Origin of the sequence: Pseudomonas muyukensis, assembly GCF_019139535.1 — a bacterium.
Classification (GTDB): domain Bacteria; phylum Pseudomonadota; class Gammaproteobacteria; order Pseudomonadales; family Pseudomonadaceae; genus Aquipseudomonas; species Aquipseudomonas muyukensis.
Genome location: NZ_CP077073.1, coordinates 2,783,127 through 2,801,040 on the forward strand (window position 1 = coordinate 2,783,127; position 17,914 = coordinate 2,801,040).

The following is a 17,914-nucleotide window of genomic DNA, read 5'->3' on the forward strand; positions in this document are numbered from 1 at the left end:
GCAAGTCTGTGAGGAACTTCCATGAGCGCTATAACCATTACCGACGCCGCCCATGATTACCTGGCCGATCTGCTCTCCAAGCAGAACACGCCTGGCATCGGCATCCGTATTTTCATCACCCAGCCGGGCACCCAGTACGCCGAGACCTGCATCGCCTACTGCAAGCCGGGCGAAGAGAAACCCGACGATGAGCCGGTGGGCCTGAAAAGCTTCACCGCCTACCTGGACGCCGTCAGCGTGCCGTTCCTCGAGGACGCGCTGGTGGACTACGCCACCGACCGCATGGGCGGCCAGCTGACCATCAAGGCGCCGAACGCCAAGGTGCCGATGGTCAACGAGGACAGCCCGATCAACGAGCGGATCAACTACTACCTGCAGACCGAGATCAACCCGGGCCTGGCCAGCCACGGCGGCGCCGTGAGCCTGGTGGACGTGGTCGACGACGGCATTGCCGTGCTGCAGTTCGGCGGTGGTTGCCAAGGGTGCGGCCAGGCCGATGTCACGCTCAAGGAAGGCATCGAGCGCACCCTGCTCGAGCGCATTCCCGAGCTCAAGGGCGTGCGTGACGTGACCGACCACAGCAACAAGGAAAACGCCTACTACTAGGCTGTGCGCTTCACATCGCGGGGCAAGCCCGCTCCCACGCCTGGATGCAGCTGCTGTCCAGGCATGGGAGCGGGCTTGCCCCGCGATGCGTTGAGCTACTTTCATTGGACTGAACAAGGACGCTCGGTATGAACCGCTCCTGTGTCGCGCTGTTTACCCTGATGCTCTCGACCCACGTCCTGGGGGCCTACCAGCCCCCAGGCAACAGCGAGGCCGACTACCGCCAGGCCGTGGCCAGTCTCGACGCGCTCGAGCCACAGCTGATGCGGATGATCCAGCAGTTGGCCGAAGGCACCGCCGCCCAGGACCTGGAGCCCCGCCTGAGCCAATTGCGCGGTGAATGGAACCCGGCGCTGCAACAGTTGCAGCGCGCGGTCGCTGCAGGCCATGCCGTGGCCCAGTATCGAATGGCGCTCTACCGCTTCGCCTATCAGCCGGATGCGCCGGTGCTCGACGACCCTGGCCAATGCACGCTGTTGGTCAAGAGCCTTGAGCAAGGCTTCGCCCCAGCCGCTTTGCGTATCGCCAACCAATGCATCGGCTATGTCGATGGGCCTGCCTACGGGCCGGCGCTGAGCAAGGCGCTTGAGGATTTTTCCCAGTTCTCTGGCTACTATCCGCAGCCGGCGGTGACCCTGGAGTGCGTCAAGCAGGATCCGAAAGACATCCAGTTGCAATGGGGCGATGCGCCGTCCTACCAGGCCGAGCTCTACCGCCTGCTCGGCTTTGCCGCGAATCGCCGCAGCCCGCTGCGTGGTGAGTTGTGGCAGAAGGCCGTCGACATCAACGGCTGCCCGGCGATCGCCAGGCGCATGCACAGGTTGCAGAACTGAATCGGCACTTAGCAATAAACTGTTACCAATTCAACCCCTGCGACAACAGGTCGCGCCCCGTATTCAAAGGGCTGCAGGCCGATCAGCCTTGTGTCGGGTAGATGGGGTGGGGGTGGCGTGACAGAATGCCCCGGTTTTCTGGCCGGCCCATCCCAGGGGTCGGCACCTTCCCTGTAAAGGATGGTTCCATGAATGATCTGTTGACCCGGCGCGCGGTTGTCGCCGGGATGGGCGTACTGGGGCTCGGCCTGCTGGCGGGCTGCAGCCCGGCCCGTGGCCTGGACTTCAAGTACGGCAAGAACATGAGCAACGAGATCCTCGGGCGCAAGTTCAAGCTCAAGGATACGCAAGGCAACGAGCGGACCCTGTCGAGCTTCTACGGCTCGATGCCGATGATCTTCTTCGGCTTCACCCAGTGCCCGGCCGTCTGCCCGACCGCCATGGCGCGCGTGGCGCAGATCCGCAAGATCCTCCGTGGCCGCGACCGCGACCTGTTCCAGCCGGTGTTCATCACCCTGGACCCGGAGCGCGACACCCCCGAGGTGCTCGACGCCTACGTCAAGGCCTTCGACCCGTCGATCGTCGCCCTGACCGGCACGCCCGAGGAAATCGACGCGGTAGCCCAGGAGTTCAAGGTGTTCTACGAAAAGGTCCCGGCCGGCGACACCTACACTATCTCTCACTCGTCCACCAGCTACGTCTACGATACGCGTAGCACCCTGCGCCTGAGCCTGGGCCATTCCCTGAACGCCAAGGAATGCGCCGAGGACCTGGTCACCTTGATGGAGATCTGCTGAATGTCGATGCAACCGATCAAACGCGGCCTGGCCGCCCTGGCCCTGCTGGGCCTGGCCTTGCCAGCCCTGGCCCAGACCACCGTGAGCGACGCCTGGGTGCGCGCCAGCGTGGCGCAGCAGCAGGCCACCGGCGCCTTCATGACCCTGACCGCCAGCAGCGACAGCAAGCTGGTGGGCGTGGCTTCGCCCGTGGCCAAGACCGTGCAGGTGCACGAGATGACCATGCACGGCGACGTGATGGGCATGCGTGAGGTGAAGGCGGTCGAGCTGCCGGCGGGCAAGCCGGTGACCCTGGACCCGAACGGCTACCACGTGATGCTGATGGGCCTGAAACAGCAGGTGAAGGAAGGCGAGCAGGTGCCGCTGACCTTGACCATCGAAGATGCCAAGGGCGTGAAAGAAACCCTGCAGGTACAGGCACCGGTTCGCGCGCTCAACGCCGAGGCTGGCGGCGGGCATGCCCATGGGCACATGAATCACTGAGCGTGGATCGGGGGCGCGCTGCGCCCCGTTCGCGGCACGAGGGCTGCAAATCAGCCCTTTCAGCTACGGAACCTGGGCAGCGGCCGTTCGATGTTCAGCGAGGTCAGGGTCTTGCGCACCTGGGCGTCCTCGGCCTCCAGGGCCTTGAGGCTGGCGCGGATCTTGCCCGCAGCGGGTATGTCGCCCTGGCGGTCGATCCAGTCGGCGATTTCCTTGCAGGCGCTGCTCAGGCAGGCCTGGCGTTGGTTCATCAGGGTGATCAGGGTGGTGATCTCTCGTTCGGACATGGCGGGTTCCTCCGTTCAGCCCCTTGAGTGTAGCAGTGGCGCGCGCGGTTGCCTGGGCACTCAGGCGCGGTAGCCGGCGGCCAGGGCGCAGGCCAGCAACGCGCAAGCCAGCAGCGTCGCCGCCAGTGCCTGGGTGGCCCCCACCAGCATCAGCCCTGCGCCGATCTGCAGGTAGTAGAACAGCCCGAACAGCGCCCCGGCACTGCCGCGGCAATCGCCGTAGTCGACCAGTGCCGAGCTGAGCAGCAGTGGGATGGCCATGGCGAAGGCGACCATCACCAGCAGCATGGCCGCCACTGCCCACAGGCTGTCGGCCAACCCCAGCATCATCATCGCCGCCAGCAGGTCGAGCAGGCAGGCCAGGCGCAGCAGGCGGGCAACCCCGAGCCCGCGCCGCAACAGCCAGCCATTGAGTCGCGCGCCCAGCAATGCGCCGCCGGCCAGGGCCGCGCCGGAATAACCCATCCAGGCGCTGGCGCCGAGCCGCTCGAACATGAAGGGCGCCAGGCTGTACCAACTGAACACGCTGACGTTGAACACCGCCACCAGGACGCTGGCCCGCTGGATGCGGCGGTCGCTGAGCAGGCGCCAGAGCAGTTGGCCGATGGCGGGCGCCTGGCGCGGACCGCTGTGGGTCTCTGGCAGGCAGCGCCAGGCCCAGGCCAGCAAGCTCGCGGCCATCAGCAACTGACCGGCCAGCACCCCCTGGTAGCCAAGGGCGCGCTCCAGCCAGGCGCCGCTGAGCAGGCCCAGGGCAGGGCTGAGGGCCAGGCAGGCACCGATCAGGGTGAAGACCCGGGCCAACTCCTCGCCCTGATGGCGATCGCGCAATACGGTCTGGGTCACCACCGAGCCCACCGCCGCCGCGAAAGCCGCCACCACCCGGGCGCCCAGCAACTGGCTGAAGTCGCGCGCCAGCAGCGCGGCCAGGGCCGCGACGCTATACAGCAGTAGCCCGGCGAGCATGCTCGGGCGCCGCCCCCAGCGGTCGCACAGGCGCCCCCAGGCCAGCACCCCGGCGGCGAACGCGATGAAGTAGAGCGACAGGGTCAGCGAGGCCTGGGCGGCGGTCACGCCAAAGTGCTCGGCCAGCGAGACCAGGGCCGGGCTGTACAGGGTTTCGGCGACCTGCGGGAACATCAGCAGGGCACTGGCCAGGGCCAGCCAGGAACGGGAAAGCATGCTGTCGACGCCTTGGGCGGGAAGGGGCGGCCATGGTAGATGCGTGGGCGGCTGGGCTATTATCGCAAGTTGAACAATTTACCGTCGAAATCGGACAACCCTGCATGGCCTGGCTGGACCCCGACTCATCGTTCGATCCCAATGCCTTCGGCGCCCCGGTGCTGGGCATCTGCTCGGCCCTGGGCGAGCACGACTCCGGGCGTCATCGGCATGACCGTGGCCAGTTGCTGTTCACCCGCCAGGGCTGCGTGCGTATCGACACACCCGGGCGCCTGTGCCTGTTGCCACCGACCCAGGCGGCGTGGATCCCGGCGGGGCTCGAACACCGCGCGCGGATGCGCGAGACCGTGGATTATCGTTCGCTGTATTTCACCGCGGCGCTGTGCGAGGGCCTGCCGACCCAGGTCACGGTCCTCAGTGTCAACCCGTTGCTGCGCGAGCTGGTCGAGCGCATCGCCCTGGCGCCGTTCGCCACGGCTTGGGACCAGGGCGCCGCCGCGCACCTGCTGGCGCTGTGCCTGAGCGAGCTGCAGCAGGCGCCGCGCCAGCCGATGTTCCTGCCATTGCCGGGGGATCGGCGTTTGGCGCGGCTGCTGGAGCAGCTGGACCGCTTGCCGCCAGCCTTGAGCGAGTTGGCGGGCCAGGTGGGCGCCAGCGAAAAAACCATCAGCCGCCTGTTCAGGCGCGACACCGGCCTGTCCTATCAGCAGTGGCGGCAACAGTGGCGCCTGTTGCGCGCGGTGGAGCAGTTGGCGCTGCAGCGCCCGCTCGGGGCGATTGCCGATGAGCTGGGTTTTGCCACCGACAGCGCCTTCATCGCCTTCTTCCGTGGCCTGACCGGGCTGACCCCAGGCGCCTGGAACCGCGCAACTAGCCCAGGTTGAGGCAGGCCTGGCGGTAGGCGCCGGGGGTGACCCCATAGGCCTGCTTGAACTGCCGGCTCAGGTGGCTCTGGTCGGCGAAGCCGAGCAGGAAGGCGACCTCCAGGGCCGGCTGGCCGCTTTTCAGCAGCTCCCGTGCCCGCGCCAGGCGCCGTTGCTTGAGCCAGGCATGGGGCGGCAAGCCGGTGGCCTGGCGGAACACCCGGGCGAAGTGGAAAGGCGACAGGTTCACGGCCGCGGCCAGGGTTTCCAGCGACGGTGGGTCGGCCAGCTGGCTTTCCAGCAACTCGCGGGCGCGGGCCACGGCCAGTGGCTCGTTGCCGGGCGCGACGGGTTCGGCGCAGTGGCCATGGCGCTGCACCAGCGCCAGTACCGCCTGGCGCCAGGCAGTCTGTTGCTCCAGGGCACTGGCGTCGGTCTCGGACAGTCGGTGCAGGTGGCTGAAGGCGGCGGCCAGGGCCGGGTCCTGGATCACGCTGTCCTTGAAGCGGGGCAGGCCATGGCGGCCCAGCTCCAGTTCGTCGAGTACCCCGGTGACCCGCGCGTGCTCGGGGTAGAAACCACGGTAGCGCCATCCCGCCTCATGGGCGGTGGCGCCAGTGTGCAGTTCGTCGGGGTTGATCAGCACCATGCTACCCACCGGCGCCAGGTGCTCGCTGCCGCGGTGCCAGAAGCGCTGGGCACCGGACTCGATCACCGTGAACACATAGCCTTCGTGCACATGCGGGGCGAAGCGCTGCTGGAGGTAACGGGCGTGCAGCATCTCGACATCGCCCAGGGCCGGCGCCTGCCACAGGTGGGTTTGTTCGCGCAGGGGCGTGCTCATGCCAGCCAGCTGCGCAGGAGGAAGAAGATCAACATGCTCGCCAGCATGCTCAGCAACACGCTGCGGGTCAACAGCACCAGGGTGATGGCCACCAGCGAACCGAGCAGGTAGGGGTTGAACGGGCTCAGGTCGAGCTGATGCTCGGGCAGGAAGATGATCGGCCCGCAGATCGCGGTGAGCATGCCCGGCACGGCGAAGCCGAGGAATTGCCGGGCATTGGAGCTCAGGCGCAGCGGCAAGCGCGGTTCGAGAAAGGCGTAGCGGTTGAGGAACACCACCGCGCCCATGGCGAAGATCAGCAACCAGATCATGCACGGCCTCCGGAGAATTTCTGGCAGATGAAGCCGGCGGCCATGCCCAGCAGGCCGGCGGCGACCAAGGCGGTTTCCCAGTGGCAGTAGCTGAACAGCACCGAGCAGAACAATGACACCGCCACGCACACCAGGGTCGGCAGGTTGCGCACCAGCGGCGCGATCAGCGCGACGAAGGTGGCGACGATGGAGAAGTCCAGGCCCAGCTGGTCCAGGTGCGGGATGTTCTGGCCCAGGACGATGCCGGCCAGGGTGAACAGGTTCCACGCCACGTAGAAGGTCAAGCCGACACCCAGGGCGTACCAGCGGTTGAACTGCTGCTGGTCATGGTGGCTGGTCAAGGCGAAGAATTCGTCGGTGAGCAAAAAGCCCAGGCCCAGCCGCCAGCGGGTGGGCAAGCCCGACAGCACGGGGCGCATCGACAGCCCGTAGAGCAGGTGCTGCGAGGTCAGCAGCAAGGTAGTGAGAAGGATCGAGAACAGGTTGGCGCCGCCCTTGAGCATGCCGATCGCCACCAGTTGCGCGGCGCCGGCGAAGACGATGGCCGACAGCCCCTGGCCTTGCCAGGCGCTGAGGTTGGCTTCGATGGCCATGGAACCGGCCAGCAAGCCCCAGGGCGCGACGGCCAGGGACAAGGGCAGGATGGCGATGGCGCCATGGAGAAAGGCTTGGCGGGCGAGGGGCGGGCTGGACATGAAGGCGGCAACGAATCGACAGGGCAGGCCAGCATGCCAGACCGGCCAGAGGCTGGCTTGAACGATCTTGCTTTGTTGGCCCCTCGCCTCAGGCCTTGCGCAACCCTTGTAGGAGCGGCCTTGCGTCGCGATGGGGCGCGTAGCGGCCCCAGCGATTCTTGCTTCAATGCTCAAACCCGGGGGCTGCTGCGCAGCCCTTTCGCGACACAAGGCCGCTCCTACAGGAGAGCGTCTGATCAGAGGTCGCAGCTGTGGATTCAGCGCAGTTCGATCTGCGCGCACAACCCGCCTTCGGCGCGGTTGCGCAGGGTCAGGTTGCCACCCATGGCCTGGGTCAGTTGCTGGGCGATGGCCAGGCCCAGCCCGGTACCGCCGGTGCTGCGGTTACGCGAGCCCTCGACCCGGTAGAACGGCTTGAGCACGTCGTCCAGTTCGGCCTCGGGGATGCCGGGGCCGTCGTCGAGCACGCGGATCAGCGTCACGCCCTCCTCGCGGCCCACCTCCAACTGCGCGGCGCCGGCGAACTTCAACGCATTGTCCACCAGGTTCACCAGCACCCGGCGCAGGGCGTGGGGGCGGGTGTGCAGGGTGACCTGGGCGCTGCCCTGGCGCTGCACCTGGGCGCCGCTGTCCTGGTAGTCGAACACCAGGCTGTCGAGGAAGGCGTCGAGGTTGACCTTGCACGGCGCCTCGGTGCTGCTGTCCATGCTGCGGGCATAGGCCACGCCCTCGCGCACCAGGTGCTCCATGGCACCGAGGTCGTGCCAGAGCTTTTCCTTTTCCAGCCCGTCGTCCATCTGCTCGACGCGCAGCTTCATGCGCGTGATCGGTGTTTGCAGGTCGTGCGAGATCGCCGCCAGCAGTTGCATGCGCTCCTTGAGGTAGGCGGCGATGCGTGCCTGCAGGGCATTGAACGCCACGGCGGCGTAGCGCACCTCGCGCGGGCCGCGTTCGTCGAGCTGCGGGCCGGGGTGGTTCGGGTCGAGGTTGTCCACTGCCTGGGCCAGGCGGGTCAACGGGCCAATGGCCAGGCGCACGGCGAGCCAGGTGCAGGCCAGCAATACCGCCAGCTGGATCAGCAGCACCACCGGCAGCCAGCTGGCTACCGGCACTGAGGCCGGGGTGACGTCGATGGTCAGCGGCGCGCCGTCGGCCAGGCGCAGGTGGGCCTGGAAGTGCGCCGCGGGCCCGGGGATTTCCTGGAAGGTCAGGCGGTAGCGCTCGCCGATGGCCTTGACGATGGAGTCGGCGGCCATGGGCGGGTTGTCGCTGGGCATCGCCTCGCCGGACAGACCGTCGTCCAGGCGGTAGCGGTAGGTGCGCCGTTCAAGGCGCGGCAACCAGGCCGGGCGCTCGGCGGCGGGCAGGCGGTCGAGGATGGCCACCGAGGTCGACACGTCCAGCTCCAGGTTGCTGAGCATCATCGAGCGGCTGCTGACGTAGCGCTCGTAGGCCTGCAGGCTAAACGACAGGCCATAGGCCAGTACCAGCCCGGTGAAGAAGATCAGCGCCAGGCGCGAGGCCAGGGTACGAGGCCATTTCATGCCGGCGCCTCCAGCAGCTGCACCGGCAGCGAGAACACATAGCCTTCGCTGCGCACGGTCTTGATGCAGGTGGGCTCGCGGGCGTCGTCGCCCAGGCGCTGGCGCAGGCGGCTGACCAGCAGGTCGATGGAGCGGTCGAAGATGTCCGCCTCGCGGCCCTGGGTGAGGTTGAGCAGTTGCTCGCGGCTGAGCACCCGCTGCGGATGGTCGAGGAACACCCGCAGCAGGCGGTACTCGGCGCCCGACAGCGCCACCAGGGTGCCTTCGCTGTCGAGCAGGTGGCGCGAGGTGGTGTCCAGGCGCCAGGGGCCGAAGGCGATCAACCGGCTGCTCTCGCTGATGGTCAGGTTGGGCGGCAGCATGCGCGTGCGGCGCAGCACGGCGTTGATCCGTGCCAGCAGCTCGCGGGCCGAGAACGGTTTGGTCAGGTAGTCGTCGGCGCCCATCTCCAGGCCGATGATGCGGTCGGTCTCGTCGTTGCGCGCGGTGAGCATCAGCACCGGTGTGTTGCGGTGCTTGCCGGCGCGCAGTTCGCGACACAGCAGCAGGCCGTCGTCGCCGGGCATCATGATGTCGAGCACGATCAGGTCGACCGCGTTGTTCTCCAGGAAGGCGCGCATCTGCCGGCCGTCGGCGACGATGCTGGTGCGCAGGCCGTTCTTCTTCAGGTAGTTGCCGACCAGTTCGCGGATTTCGCGGTCGTCGTCGACGACCAGGATGTGATCGACATGCTCCATCGGGGTGTCCTTGTAGGTGAAGGTTGGGCGCAGTGTACCGAGCGAGCCGGGGCTTGCCTGCCTCGGTTTGTATTGCAGTGTATCTGCCGCTGGCACAGATACAGCAAGACGCACGGCAGGGCCCGAGCGGACACAAGCGCGATACCTGGCGAGGGTGAAATGGCTCTCGACCGGGGAGCACTGCCTCCCCACACCCAGCCCCGTACCAGGAGACATGCCATGACCCTCAAGACCCTCGCCAGCGCCGCCCTGTTCGCCGCCCTTGGCCTCGGCGCCCTCACTGCCCAGGCCAGCAGCGCTTCGCTCAACCAGGCCAGCGTGATGCAGTACCGCTACGGCGACCAGCTGGACGTGAAGAAAGTACTCTCGGTCAAGGACGAGCAGCGCAATACCTGCGGCGTGGTCAACACCCGCATGGACTACCTCGATTCCCAGGGCAAGGCGCAGAGCGTCGAGTACCGCACCTATGCCACCAGTGGCTGCCATGACAACTGAGGCGCGCGGCCAGCGCCGTCTGCTCAAGGCCGGCGGCGTGGTCCTGGCCCTGGTCGGGTTGGGGCTGGCCGGCCACCTGCTGGCCCGCGACAGCTACGGCCCCATGCCGTCGCTGGCCGGTGCCCGGCAGTGGCTCAACTCGCCGCCGTTGCAGGCTCAGGCACTCAAGGGCAAGGTGCTGCTGGTGGACTTCTGGACCTACGACTGCGTCAACTGCCGGCGCAGCCTGGTGCACGTCAACGACTGGGCCCGGCGCTACGGCGACCAGGGCCTGGTGGTGATCGGCGTGCATACCCCGGAGTACGCCTACGAGCAGGATATCGACAGCCTGCGCGCCCAGGTTCGCCAGCTGGGCATCGACTATCCGGTGGCGGTGGACAACGACTACCGGATCTGGAACGCCTGGGGCAACCAGTTCTGGCCGGCGCATTACTTCGTCGACCGCCAGGGCCAGGTGCGCCATGTGCATTTCGGCGAGGGCGACTATGCCGGCCAGGAACAGGTGATCCGCGCACTGCTGGACGAGCGTGGCTGAGGCGATCGCCTTGCAGGTCGGCGGATGTGGTTTAGGCTCATTGCATCGCACGTTTTCCAATCACACCAGCGAAACAGCGGAGTAGTGCAGCATGGGATACCAGAAAATCAAGGTTCCGGCCGACGGCAGCAAGATCACCGTCAATGCAGACCATTCGCTCAATGTGCCCGACAACCCCATCATTCCCTATATCGAGGGCGACGGCATCGGCGTGGATGTCTCGCCGGTGATGATCAAGGTGGTCGACGCCGCCGTGGCCAAGGCCTATGGCGGCCAGCGCAAGATCGCCTGGATGGAGGTGTACGCCGGCGAGAAGGCCACCCAGGTGTATGACCAGGACACCTGGCTGCCCCAGGAAACCCTGGATGCGGTGAAAGACTACGTGGTGTCGATCAAGGGGCCGCTGACCACCCCGGTCGGCGGTGGCATCCGTTCGCTCAACGTGGCCCTGCGCCAGCAGCTCGACCTGTACGTGTGCCTGCGCCCGGTGGTGTGGTTCCAGGGCGTGCCCAGCCCGGTCAAGAAGCCGGGCGATGTCGACATGGTGATCTTCCGCGAGAACTCCGAGGACATCTATGCCGGTATCGAGTGGAAGGCCGGCTCGCCCGAGGCGAACAAGGTGATCAGGTTCCTCAAGGAGGAAATGGGCGTCACCAAGATCCGCTTCGACCAGGACTGCGGCATCGGCGTCAAGCCGGTGTCGAAGGAGGGCACCAAGCGCCTGGTGCGCAAAGCCCTGCAGTACGTGGTGGACAACGACCGCAAGTCGCTGACCCTGGTGCACAAGGGCAACATCATGAAGTTCACCGAAGGCGCGTTCAAGGATTGGGGCTATGAAGTGGCCCGCGACGAATTCGGCGGCGAACTGCTCGAGGGCGGCCCGTGGATGAAGTTCAAGAACCCCAAAACCGGCCGCGAGGTGATCGTCAAGGATGCCATCGCCGACGCCATGCTCCAGCAGATCTTGCTGCGCCCGGCCGAATACGACGTGATCGCCACCCTCAACCTCAACGGTGACTACCTGTCCGACGCCCTGGCGGCGGAGGTGGGCGGCATCGGCATCGCCCCGGGCGCCAACCTGTCCGACACGGTGGCGATGTTCGAGGCCACCCACGGTACCGCGCCCAAGTACGCGGGCAAGGACCAGGTCAATCCGGGCTCTGTGATTCTTTCAGCCGAGATGATGCTGCGGCACATGGGCTGGACCGAGGCGGCCGACCTGATCATCAAGGGGACCAATGGCGCGATTGCGGCCAAGACCGTGACCTATGACTTCGAACGCCTGATGGACGGCGCGACCTTGGTGGGCAGCTCGGGCTTTGGCGAGGCATTGATCAAGCATATGTAGGTTTCTGGGCTGGGGGCATCAGGGGGCGCCGCAAGGCTGCCGCCTGGCCCTTGGCAGGTATGACGCGACGCGCCTAAAAAAACGGTCGCCTCCTTAATTAAAGAAGCGACCGGTTTTTACGTTTAACGGCAGATGCAGCAGGGATCAGGCTTGGACGGTATTGCCTGGGCTCGTCGCGCCGGCCGGGGCGCTGACAGTCGCGCTTGTTATCTCGGTCGCATGCAGCCCCTTGGGTCCCTGGATGATCTCGAAGTGTACGGCTTGCCCGGCCTTCAGCGTCTTGTAACCGTCCATCTGGATCGCCGAATAATGGGCGAACAGGTCATCGGTCTTGCCGTCTTCGTTGATGAATCCGTAGCCCTTGGCATTGTTGAACCACTTGACTTTACCGCTTGCCATCCCTATGTCCCTCTGCAAAGGACTCCATCACTGGAGTATCATCCACTTCATCCGCATACGCACCATGCGAGAAAATCTGGTTGACTGCGCGGATCTTTATCGACCACGGTGGGTTCTTATTGGTTGTAACACCGTTTTGCCGATAGTCAAGGTCAGGCGGCGCCCGCGCCCAGCATGGCCTGCGCGGTCAACCCACAACCTTAACCTGTCGATCATGATGAAATTCTTTCCATGCATGTACTCAGTAAGATTCGACTAACATTCAATCAGGATCGCCCCCAGTCGCATGAAGACGGGCATGAGGACGACGGCGCGGGTCTCGCGGTTCAGGAGGCCAAGCCGATCCTGCAGGCGCCACCGATGTACAAGGTGGTTTTGTTCAACGATGACTACACGCCAATGGATTTCGTCGTCGAAGTGCTCGAGACGTTCTTCAATCTGAACCGCGAGCTGGCGACCAAGATCATGCTGACCGTCCATACCGAAGGGCGGGCAGTGTGCGGATTGTTTACCCGTGACATCGCCGAAACAAAGGCCATGCAGGTCAACCAATACGCCAGGGAAAGCCAGCATCCGCTACTCTGTGAAATCGAGAAGGACGGTTAATCGCCGACCACTTGGGTATGAGGTGAAGCTATGTTAAACCGCGAGCTCGAAGTCACCCTCAATCTGGCCTTCAAGGAGGCCCGTTCGAAGCGTCATGAGTTCATGACCGTCGAACACCTGTTGCTGGCACTCCTTGACAACGAGGCTGCCGCGACCGTTCTGCGCGCCTGTGGCGCCAATCTCGACAAGCTCAAGCACGACCTGCAAGAGTTCATCGATTCGACCACGCCGCTGATCCCCGTGCATGACGAGGACCGTGAGACCCAACCGACCCTGGGCTTCCAGCGTGTGCTGCAGCGTGCCGTGTTCCACGTGCAAAGCTCCGGCAAGCGCGAAGTGACCGGCGCCAACGTGCTGGTGGCGATCTTCAGCGAACAGGAAAGCCAGGCCGTGTTCCTGCTCAAGCAGCAGAGCGTGGCGCGCATCGACGTGGTCAACTACATCGCCCACGGCATCAGCAAGGTGCCGGGCCATGGGCCGAACACCGACAGCGACCAGGACATGCAGGACGAGGAGGGCGGCGAGGCGTCGTCCTCGAGCAATCCGCTGGACGCCTACGCCAGCAACCTCAACGAACTGGCCCGCGCCGGGCGTATCGACCCGCTGGTGGGCCGCGAGCAGGAGGTCGAGCGCGTTGCCCAGATCCTCGCCCGCCGCCGCAAGAACAACCCGCTGCTGGTGGGCGAGGCCGGGGTCGGCAAGACCGCCATCGCCGAAGGCCTGGCCAAGCGCATCGTCGACGGCCAGGTGCCCGACCTGCTGGCCCAGAGCGTGGTCTACTCGCTGGACCTCGGCGCGCTGCTGGCCGGTACCAAGTACCGCGGCGACTTCGAGAAGCGCTTCAAGGCGCTGCTCGGCGAGCTGCGCAAGCGCCCGCAGGCGATCCTGTTCATCGACGAGATCCACACCATCATCGGTGCCGGTGCCGCCTCCGGTGGCGTGATGGACGCCTCCAACCTGCTCAAGCCGCTGTTGTCGTCCGGCGACATCCGTTGCATCGGCTCGACCACCTTCCAGGAGTTTCGCGGCATCTTCGAGAAGGATCGCGCCCTGGCGCGGCGCTTCCAGAAGGTTGACGTCACCGAGCCTTCGGTGGAAGACACCGTGGGTATCCTGCGTGGGCTCAAGGGCCGTTTCGAGAGCCACCACAACATCGAGTACAGCGACGAAGCCCTGCGCGCCGCCGCCGAACTGGCCTCGCGCTACATCAATGACCGGCACATGCCGGACAAGGCCATCGATGTGATCGACGAAGCCGGCGCCTACCAGCGCCTGCAACCGGAAGCCAACCGGGTCAAGCGCATCGACGTGCCGCAGGTCGAGGACATCGTCGCCAAGATCGCGCGGATTCCGCCCAAGCATGTCACCAGCTCCGACAAGGAACTGCTGCGCAACCTCGAGCGTGACCTGAAACTGACCGTGTTCGGCCAGGACCCGGCCATCGACTCGCTGGCCACCGCGATCAAGCTGTCCCGTGCCGGGCTCAAAGCGCCGGACAAGCCGGTCGGCTCGTTCCTGTTCGCCGGCCCTACCGGTGTCGGCAAGACCGAAGCCGCGCGCCAGCTGGCCAAGGCGCTGGGGGTGGAACTGGTGCGCTTCGACATGTCCGAGTACATGGAGCGGCACACCGTGTCGCGCCTGATCGGTGCGCCGCCGGGCTATGTCGGCTTTGACCAGGGTGGCCTGCTGACCGAAGCGATCACCAAGCAACCGCATTGCGTGCTGCTGCTCGATGAAATCGAGAAGGCCCACCCGGAAGTCTTCAACCTGCTGCTGCAGGTGATGGACCACGGGACCCTGACCGACAACAACGGGCGCAAGGCGGACTTCCGCAACGTGATCCTGATCATGACCACTAACGCCGGCGCCGAAACCGCCGCGCGGGCCTCGATCGGCTTCACCCACCAGGACCACTCGTCCGACGCCATGGAAGTCATCCGCAAGAGCTTCACGCCGGAGTTCCGCAACCGCCTGGATACCATCATCCAGTTCGGCCGCCTGTCCCACGAGACGATCAAGAGCATCGTCGACAAGTTCCTCATCGAACTGCAGGCGCAGCTGGAAGACAAGCGCGTGTTGCTGGAAGTCAGCGACGCCGCCCGCGGCTGGCTGGCGGCCTCGGGTTACGATGTGCAGATGGGCGCGCGGCCAATGGCGCGGCTGATCCAGGACAAGATCAAGCGGCCACTGGCCGAGGAGATCCTGTTCGGCGAGCTGGCCGAGCATGGCGGCGTGGTGCACATCGACTTGCGCGATGGTGAACTGGTGTTCGACTACGAGACCACGGCAGAGGTTGCGTAAACCAGGGCTCCCATGGCCTGCCCAGGGCCGTAGGAGCCAGCCTTGCTGGCGAACCAGGCAACGCGGTGCTTGACACCTGTGCCGTGTTCGCCGGCAAGGCCGGCTCCTACGCGACGAACCTATCCCGCGCGCACAAAAAAGCCCGGCACATGGCCGGGCTTTTTCATGGCTTGAGCTTAGCGCGCACGGTAGGTGATGCGGCCCTTGCTCAGGTCGTAGGGCGTCAGTTCGACGCGGACCTTGTCGCCAGTGAGAATACGGATGTAGTTCTTGCGCATCTTGCCGGAGATGTGCGCGGTAACGACGTGCCCGTTTTCCAACTCCACGCGGAACATGGTGTTGGGCAGGGTGTCGACGACAGTGCCTTCCATTTCGAAGCTGTCTTCTTTCGACATGCAGTAAAGCCCTCGGTGTCCAGTGATGGCCCGACGCACGACTGCACCGGGCAAAAAAAGTGGCGTGGATTATGCCCGAAAATTGTGTTTCAAGCCAATGCTTTCAATTGAGGGTGACCCAGCGCTGGTTGATCAGCAGCTCGATCGGGCGATACTGGGTCTTGTAGTTCATCTTCTTGCAGTTCTTGATCCAGTAGCCCAGGTACACCGCCTCGAGGTTCTGGCGCAGCGCCTCGGTGATCTGCCAGAGAATGGCGTAGCGCCCCAGGCTGCGGCGCTCCTCCTCGGGCTCATAGAAGGTGTACACCGCCGACAGGCCGTTGGGCAGCAAGTCGCACACCGCCACTGCCAGCAGCCGGCCTGCCAGGCGGAACTCGTAGAACCAGCAGAACGGCAGGTCGCGCACCAGGAACGTGGAGAACTGGTCGCGACTGGGCGGGTACATGTCGCCATCGGCGTGGCGTTGCTCGATGTAGCGCCGGTACAGGTCGAAGTACTCTTCCTTGAACACCGGGCGCACGGCGTTGACGCTCAGGTCGGCGTTGCGCTTGAGGATGCGGCGCTGCTGGCGGTTGGGGATGAAGCGCGCGGCGGGGATGCGCGCTGGCACGCAGGCGTTGCAGTTCTGGCAATGCGGGCGGTACAGGTGGTCGCCGCTGCGGCGAAAGCCCATTTCCGACAGGTCGGCATACACGTGCACGTCCATCGGCTGGCTCGGGTCGAGAAACAGCGTGGTCGCCTGCTCGTCCGGCAGGTAGCTGCAGGAGTGGGGTTGAGTGGCATAGAACTTCAACCGCGCCAGCTCTGTCATGATCAACCCCTTCGGTGAGACGTTGTCTCTAAGTGTAAGCCAGCTCCGGGAACTCGCCTAGGCGACCCAGCTGGCGCCGTTGGGTTGGTCCAGGTAACAGGCCAGGTGCTCGGCGAAACTGGCCCGGCTGATGGCGCGGGCGCCCAGGCTGTGCAGGTGGTTGGTCGGCATCTGGCAGTCGATGAGCACGAAGCCGGCCTGGTGCAGGTGTTGCACCAGGGTCACGAAGCCGACCTTGGAGGCGTTGTCGGCGCGGCTGAACATCGATTCGCCGAAGAACAGCCGGCCCATGGCCAGGCCATACAGGCCGCCGACCAACTCGCCGTCCTGGCGTACCTCCACCGAATGGGCGATGCCGCGCTGGTGCAGCTCGCAGTAGGCGGCGCGCATGTTGTCGGTGATCCAGGTGCCGTCGGCATAGTCGCGGGGCGCGGCGCAGGCGGCGATCACCGCTGCGAAGTCGCGGTCGAAACTCACCTGGTAGCGGCCCTGGCGGATCAGCTTGGCCAGCGAGCGGGACACGTGCAGCTCGTCTGGAAACAGCACGGTGCGCGGGTCTGGCGACCACCAGAGGATCGGCTGGCCATCCTGGTACCAGGGGAAGCAGCCATGCCGATAGGCCGCGACCAGGCGCTCGGGGGTCAGGTCGCCGCCCGCGGCGAGCAGGCCATTGGGGTCGTGCAGGGCCTTTTCCAGGGGCGGGAAGGTCAGCGAGTCGCGGGTCAGCCAGGTGAGCATGATGGTCTTGGGCAGCAGGCAGCAGGGGGCGCCCAGCATGGCGCGCCGGCCGGGCAGGGTCAACTGTTCGCCGGCCCTAGCGGTAATCGGCGGCGTAGGCCAGGCGCACGTCGCTGGCCCAGCCATCGAGCACCGCCTTGAGGTGCTCGACGGTCATCACCTGGCGGTCGTTGTCCAGTGGCACGCCGGTGCCGGTGAACATCGCCTCGGCGATGACCCGGCCGCTGGTGCCGGATTCGAAGAGCAGTTCGGTGGCGATCTGGCTGTCGCGGTCGCGAATGCCTGCCGCGCTGCTGACCCCGGCCGCGACCAGGGTCACCGGCAGCCACTCGTAGAACCGCAGGCCCTGGGTGTCGGCGCTGACCCGGGTGATGGCCGGCCGTATCACCAGCGTGTTCGGGCCGGGCCGCTCGACCAGGGTCATGACCTTGCCCAGCTCGGCGCTCAGCGCCTGGTCGTAGTAGCGGCTGATGTGTTCGAGGGTGGCCTGGGGAATGCGCGAGGTTGGCGTGGGCGCAGGGTAGAACCGGCTGGGCGCCAGGTACACCTCGATGTAGCGCCCGCGCGGCCAGCGCGGGTCGACCCAGCTGAGCACTTCGCGCCCGGAAGGGGCCTGGTGTGCGGTCAGGCGGCTGTAGTCGGGCAGAAAACCCGCCTGCGGCGTGCGGTTGCTGCAGGCCACCAGGGCCAGGCCGGCGCTCAGGGCCAGCGCCAGGGTACCCAGGCGCCTCACCCTTGCACGCCCTCACGGGCGCCAGCGGTGCCTTGCGGGCATTCGATGCGCAAGCTGCCTTGGGCCATCAGCCAGTGCACCAGCTCGCGGGTGCTCACCGTATGCAGGTACTCGACCCATTCGCCGCTGTCCGGGCCATAGTGCTCGAAGTAGCGACGCAGGGTGACCTGCTGCTGGTCTTCGGTAAGCTCCAGGCTCACTTGCTGGATGACCAAGGGGGCATCGTCGGCGCGTGCCGTGGCGCGTTGGCTGAGGATCAGGGGCGTGCTGTGCAAGGGGAACCCTCCTGGGAGTGAAAGGCCCACAGGGTGGCGACGCCGCGTTGCCGGGTGATGTCTGCTTGATGTCGGCGCCGACGCAATGTTGCGCGG

Annotated in this window: 23 protein-coding genes; 10 read left to right on the forward strand and 13 right to left on the reverse strand. The window is 65.8% G+C overall.

Annotated elements, in window-relative coordinates:
- Window positions 1-21: 21 nt before the first annotated feature.
- From nfuA to KSS95_RS12470, 4 genes are all read left to right on the forward strand, one after another.
- Window positions 22-606, forward strand: a complete 585-nt coding sequence (gene nfuA, locus KSS95_RS12455; protein WP_134691968.1) for a Fe-S biogenesis protein NfuA — start codon at window positions 22-24, stop codon at window positions 604-606.
- Window positions 607-734: 128 nt separating this feature from the next.
- On the forward strand, window positions 735-1,439 hold the full coding sequence (locus KSS95_RS12460; RefSeq protein WP_217847414.1) for a hypothetical protein: 705 nt from the start codon (window positions 735-737) through the stop codon (window positions 1,437-1,439).
- Between the two features lie 188 nt (window positions 1,440-1,627).
- On the forward strand, window positions 1,628-2,236 hold the full coding sequence (locus KSS95_RS12465; protein WP_134691970.1) for an SCO family protein: 609 nt from the start codon (window positions 1,628-1,630) through the stop codon (window positions 2,234-2,236).
- Complete coding sequence (locus KSS95_RS12470) at window positions 2,237-2,719, forward strand: copper chaperone PCu(A)C (protein ID WP_217847415.1); 483 nt, start codon at window positions 2,237-2,239, stop codon at window positions 2,717-2,719.
- Window positions 2,720-2,778: 59 nt separating this feature from the next.
- Here the strand turns inward: KSS95_RS12470 and KSS95_RS12475 are convergent, their stop codons facing one another.
- On the reverse strand, window positions 2,779-3,006 hold the full coding sequence (locus KSS95_RS12475; protein WP_186659667.1) for a hypothetical protein: 228 nt from the start codon (window positions 3,004-3,006) through the stop codon (window positions 2,779-2,781).
- 60 nt (window positions 3,007-3,066) lie between these two features.
- On the reverse strand, window positions 3,067-4,188 hold the full coding sequence (locus KSS95_RS12480; protein ID WP_217847416.1) for an MFS transporter: 1,122 nt from the start codon (window positions 4,186-4,188) through the stop codon (window positions 3,067-3,069).
- Between the two features lie 104 nt (window positions 4,189-4,292).
- Here KSS95_RS12480 and KSS95_RS12485 point away from each other — a divergent pair, with 104 nt between their 5' ends.
- On the forward strand, window positions 4,293-5,072 hold the full coding sequence (locus KSS95_RS12485; protein WP_217847417.1) for an AraC family transcriptional regulator: 780 nt from the start codon (window positions 4,293-4,295) through the stop codon (window positions 5,070-5,072).
- On the opposite strand, the gene KSS95_RS12490 is transcribed toward KSS95_RS12485, so the two are convergent.
- From KSS95_RS12490 to KSS95_RS12510, 5 genes are all read right to left on the reverse strand, one after another.
- On the reverse strand, window positions 5,059-5,895 hold the full coding sequence (locus tag KSS95_RS12490; protein ID WP_217847418.1) for an AraC family transcriptional regulator: 837 nt from the start codon (window positions 5,893-5,895) through the stop codon (window positions 5,059-5,061). The two genes, KSS95_RS12485 and KSS95_RS12490, sit on opposite strands and share 14 nt — an antisense overlap.
- The gene (locus KSS95_RS12495) at window positions 5,892-6,206 is read right to left on the reverse strand and encodes an AzlD domain-containing protein (RefSeq protein ID WP_217847419.1); all 315 of its coding nucleotides are present in this window, start codon (window positions 6,204-6,206) and stop codon (window positions 5,892-5,894) included. The genes KSS95_RS12490 and KSS95_RS12495 overlap by 4 nt, the downstream gene beginning before the upstream one ends.
- Complete coding sequence (locus KSS95_RS12500; protein ID WP_217847420.1) at window positions 6,203-6,901, reverse strand: AzlC family ABC transporter permease; 699 nt, start codon at window positions 6,899-6,901, stop codon at window positions 6,203-6,205. Before KSS95_RS12500 ends, KSS95_RS12495 begins: the two co-directional genes overlap by 4 nt.
- 257 nt (window positions 6,902-7,158) lie before the next feature.
- Window positions 7,159-8,445: a sensor histidine kinase gene (locus tag KSS95_RS12505; protein WP_217847421.1), complete on the reverse strand. Its 1,287-nt coding sequence runs from the start codon at window positions 8,443-8,445 to the stop codon at window positions 7,159-7,161.
- Entirely contained in the window at window positions 8,442-9,182 is a 741-nt protein-coding gene (locus KSS95_RS12510) for a response regulator (RefSeq protein ID WP_217847422.1), read from the reverse strand. Before KSS95_RS12510 ends, KSS95_RS12505 begins: the two co-directional genes overlap by 4 nt.
- 219 nt (window positions 9,183-9,401) lie before the next feature.
- Here KSS95_RS12510 and KSS95_RS12515 point away from each other — a divergent pair, with 219 nt between their 5' ends.
- The 3 genes from KSS95_RS12515 (at window position 9,402) to icd (ending at window position 11,560) form a co-directional block, all read left to right on the forward strand.
- The gene (locus KSS95_RS12515; protein ID WP_217847423.1) at window positions 9,402-9,677 is read left to right on the forward strand and encodes a DUF2790 domain-containing protein; all 276 of its coding nucleotides are present in this window, start codon (window positions 9,402-9,404) and stop codon (window positions 9,675-9,677) included.
- A 19-nt stretch (window positions 9,678-9,696) separates the two neighbouring features.
- Complete coding sequence (locus tag KSS95_RS12520; protein ID WP_437179611.1) at window positions 9,697-10,212, forward strand: thioredoxin family protein; 516 nt, start codon at window positions 9,697-9,699, stop codon at window positions 10,210-10,212.
- Between the two features lie 91 nt (window positions 10,213-10,303).
- On the forward strand, window positions 10,304-11,560 hold the full coding sequence (gene icd, locus KSS95_RS12525) for an NADP-dependent isocitrate dehydrogenase (RefSeq protein WP_217847425.1): 1,257 nt from the start codon (window positions 10,304-10,306) through the stop codon (window positions 11,558-11,560).
- A 144-nt stretch (window positions 11,561-11,704) separates the two neighbouring features.
- Here icd and cspD read toward each other — a convergent pair whose 3' ends face one another.
- A complete protein-coding gene (cspD, locus tag KSS95_RS12530; RefSeq protein ID WP_217847426.1) occupies window positions 11,705-11,959 on the reverse strand; it encodes a cold shock domain-containing protein CspD in 255 nt (84 codons plus the stop codon).
- A gap of 231 nt (window positions 11,960-12,190) precedes the next feature.
- Here cspD and clpS point away from each other — a divergent pair, with 231 nt between their 5' ends.
- Window positions 12,191-12,565, forward strand: coding sequence for an ATP-dependent Clp protease adapter ClpS (gene clpS / locus KSS95_RS12535; protein WP_134691984.1), 375 nt, complete (start codon window positions 12,191-12,193; stop codon window positions 12,563-12,565).
- Window positions 12,566-12,595: 30 nt separating this feature from the next.
- The gene (gene clpA / locus KSS95_RS12540; protein WP_217847427.1) at window positions 12,596-14,866 is read left to right on the forward strand and encodes an ATP-dependent Clp protease ATP-binding subunit ClpA; all 2,271 of its coding nucleotides are present in this window, start codon (window positions 12,596-12,598) and stop codon (window positions 14,864-14,866) included.
- Window positions 14,867-15,042: 176 nt separating this feature from the next.
- Here clpA and infA read toward each other — a convergent pair whose 3' ends face one another.
- The 5 genes from infA to KSS95_RS12565 form a co-directional block, all read right to left on the reverse strand.
- Window positions 15,043-15,261 carry a translation initiation factor IF-1 gene (gene infA, locus KSS95_RS12545; protein ID WP_002553999.1) on the reverse strand — a complete coding sequence of 73 codons (219 nt, stop codon included), beginning with the start codon at window positions 15,259-15,261 and terminating at the stop codon, window positions 15,043-15,045.
- Between the two features lie 103 nt (window positions 15,262-15,364).
- The gene (locus tag KSS95_RS12550) at window positions 15,365-16,072 is read right to left on the reverse strand and encodes an arginyltransferase (RefSeq protein ID WP_217847428.1); all 708 of its coding nucleotides are present in this window, start codon (window positions 16,070-16,072) and stop codon (window positions 15,365-15,367) included.
- A 57-nt stretch (window positions 16,073-16,129) separates the two neighbouring features.
- Window positions 16,130-16,810 carry a leucyl/phenylalanyl-tRNA--protein transferase gene (gene aat, locus KSS95_RS12555; protein WP_217853973.1) on the reverse strand — a complete coding sequence of 227 codons (681 nt, stop codon included), beginning with the start codon at window positions 16,808-16,810 and terminating at the stop codon, window positions 16,130-16,132.
- 76 nt (window positions 16,811-16,886) lie between these two features.
- A complete protein-coding gene (locus KSS95_RS12560) occupies window positions 16,887-17,543 on the reverse strand; it encodes a DUF3313 domain-containing protein (protein WP_217847429.1) in 657 nt (218 codons plus the stop codon).
- Window positions 17,540-17,818, reverse strand: coding sequence for a hypothetical protein (locus KSS95_RS12565; protein ID WP_225935492.1), 279 nt, complete (start codon window positions 17,816-17,818; stop codon window positions 17,540-17,542). Before KSS95_RS12565 ends, KSS95_RS12560 begins: the two co-directional genes overlap by 4 nt.
- Window positions 17,819-17,914 lie beyond the last annotated feature (96 nt).

Bases quoted from the DNA above. Each gene is read 5' to 3' on its own strand.
- KSS95_RS12460 (WP_217847414.1), top strand. From the start codon at position 735: ATGAACCGCTCCTGTGTCGCGCTGTTTACCCTGATGCTCTCGACCCAC.
- infA (WP_002553999.1), bottom strand. From the start codon at position 15,261: ATGTCGAAAGAAGACAGCTTCGAAATGGAAGGCACTGTCGTCGACACC.
- cspD (WP_217847426.1), bottom strand. From the start codon at position 11,959: ATGGCAAGCGGTAAAGTCAAGTGGTTCAACAATGCCAAGGGCTACGGA.
- icd (WP_217847425.1), top strand. From the start codon at position 10,304: ATGGGATACCAGAAAATCAAGGTTCCGGCCGACGGCAGCAAGATCACC.
- KSS95_RS12470 (WP_217847415.1), top strand. From the start codon at position 2,237: ATGTCGATGCAACCGATCAAACGCGGCCTGGCCGCCCTGGCCCTGCTG.
- KSS95_RS12480 (WP_217847416.1), bottom strand. From the start codon at position 4,188: ATGCTTTCCCGTTCCTGGCTGGCCCTGGCCAGTGCCCTGCTGATGTTC.
- clpS (WP_134691984.1), top strand. From the start codon at position 12,191: ATGCATGTACTCAGTAAGATTCGACTAACATTCAATCAGGATCGCCCC.
- KSS95_RS12465 (WP_134691970.1), top strand. From the start codon at position 1,628: ATGAATGATCTGTTGACCCGGCGCGCGGTTGTCGCCGGGATGGGCGTA.
- KSS95_RS12510 (WP_217847422.1), bottom strand. From the start codon at position 9,182: ATGGAGCATGTCGATCACATCCTGGTCGTCGACGACGACCGCGAAATC.
- KSS95_RS12485 (WP_217847417.1), top strand. From the start codon at position 4,293: ATGGCCTGGCTGGACCCCGACTCATCGTTCGATCCCAATGCCTTCGGC.
- nfuA (WP_134691968.1), top strand. From the start codon at position 22: ATGAGCGCTATAACCATTACCGACGCCGCCCATGATTACCTGGCCGAT.
- KSS95_RS12475 (WP_186659667.1), bottom strand. From the start codon at position 3,006: ATGTCCGAACGAGAGATCACCACCCTGATCACCCTGATGAACCAACGC.
- clpA (WP_217847427.1), top strand. From the start codon at position 12,596: ATGTTAAACCGCGAGCTCGAAGTCACCCTCAATCTGGCCTTCAAGGAG.
- KSS95_RS12500 (WP_217847420.1), bottom strand. From the start codon at position 6,901: ATGTCCAGCCCGCCCCTCGCCCGCCAAGCCTTTCTCCATGGCGCCATC.
- aat (WP_217853973.1), bottom strand. From the start codon at position 16,810: ATGCTCACCTGGCTGACCCGCGACTCGCTGACCTTCCCGCCCCTGGAA.
- KSS95_RS12505 (WP_217847421.1), bottom strand. From the start codon at position 8,445: ATGAAATGGCCTCGTACCCTGGCCTCGCGCCTGGCGCTGATCTTCTTC.
- KSS95_RS12490 (WP_217847418.1), bottom strand. From the start codon at position 5,895: ATGAGCACGCCCCTGCGCGAACAAACCCACCTGTGGCAGGCGCCGGCC.
- KSS95_RS12495 (WP_217847419.1), bottom strand. From the start codon at position 6,206: ATGATCTGGTTGCTGATCTTCGCCATGGGCGCGGTGGTGTTCCTCAAC.
- KSS95_RS12550 (WP_217847428.1), bottom strand. From the start codon at position 16,072: ATGACAGAGCTGGCGCGGTTGAAGTTCTATGCCACTCAACCCCACTCC.
- KSS95_RS12515 (WP_217847423.1), top strand. From the start codon at position 9,402: ATGACCCTCAAGACCCTCGCCAGCGCCGCCCTGTTCGCCGCCCTTGGC.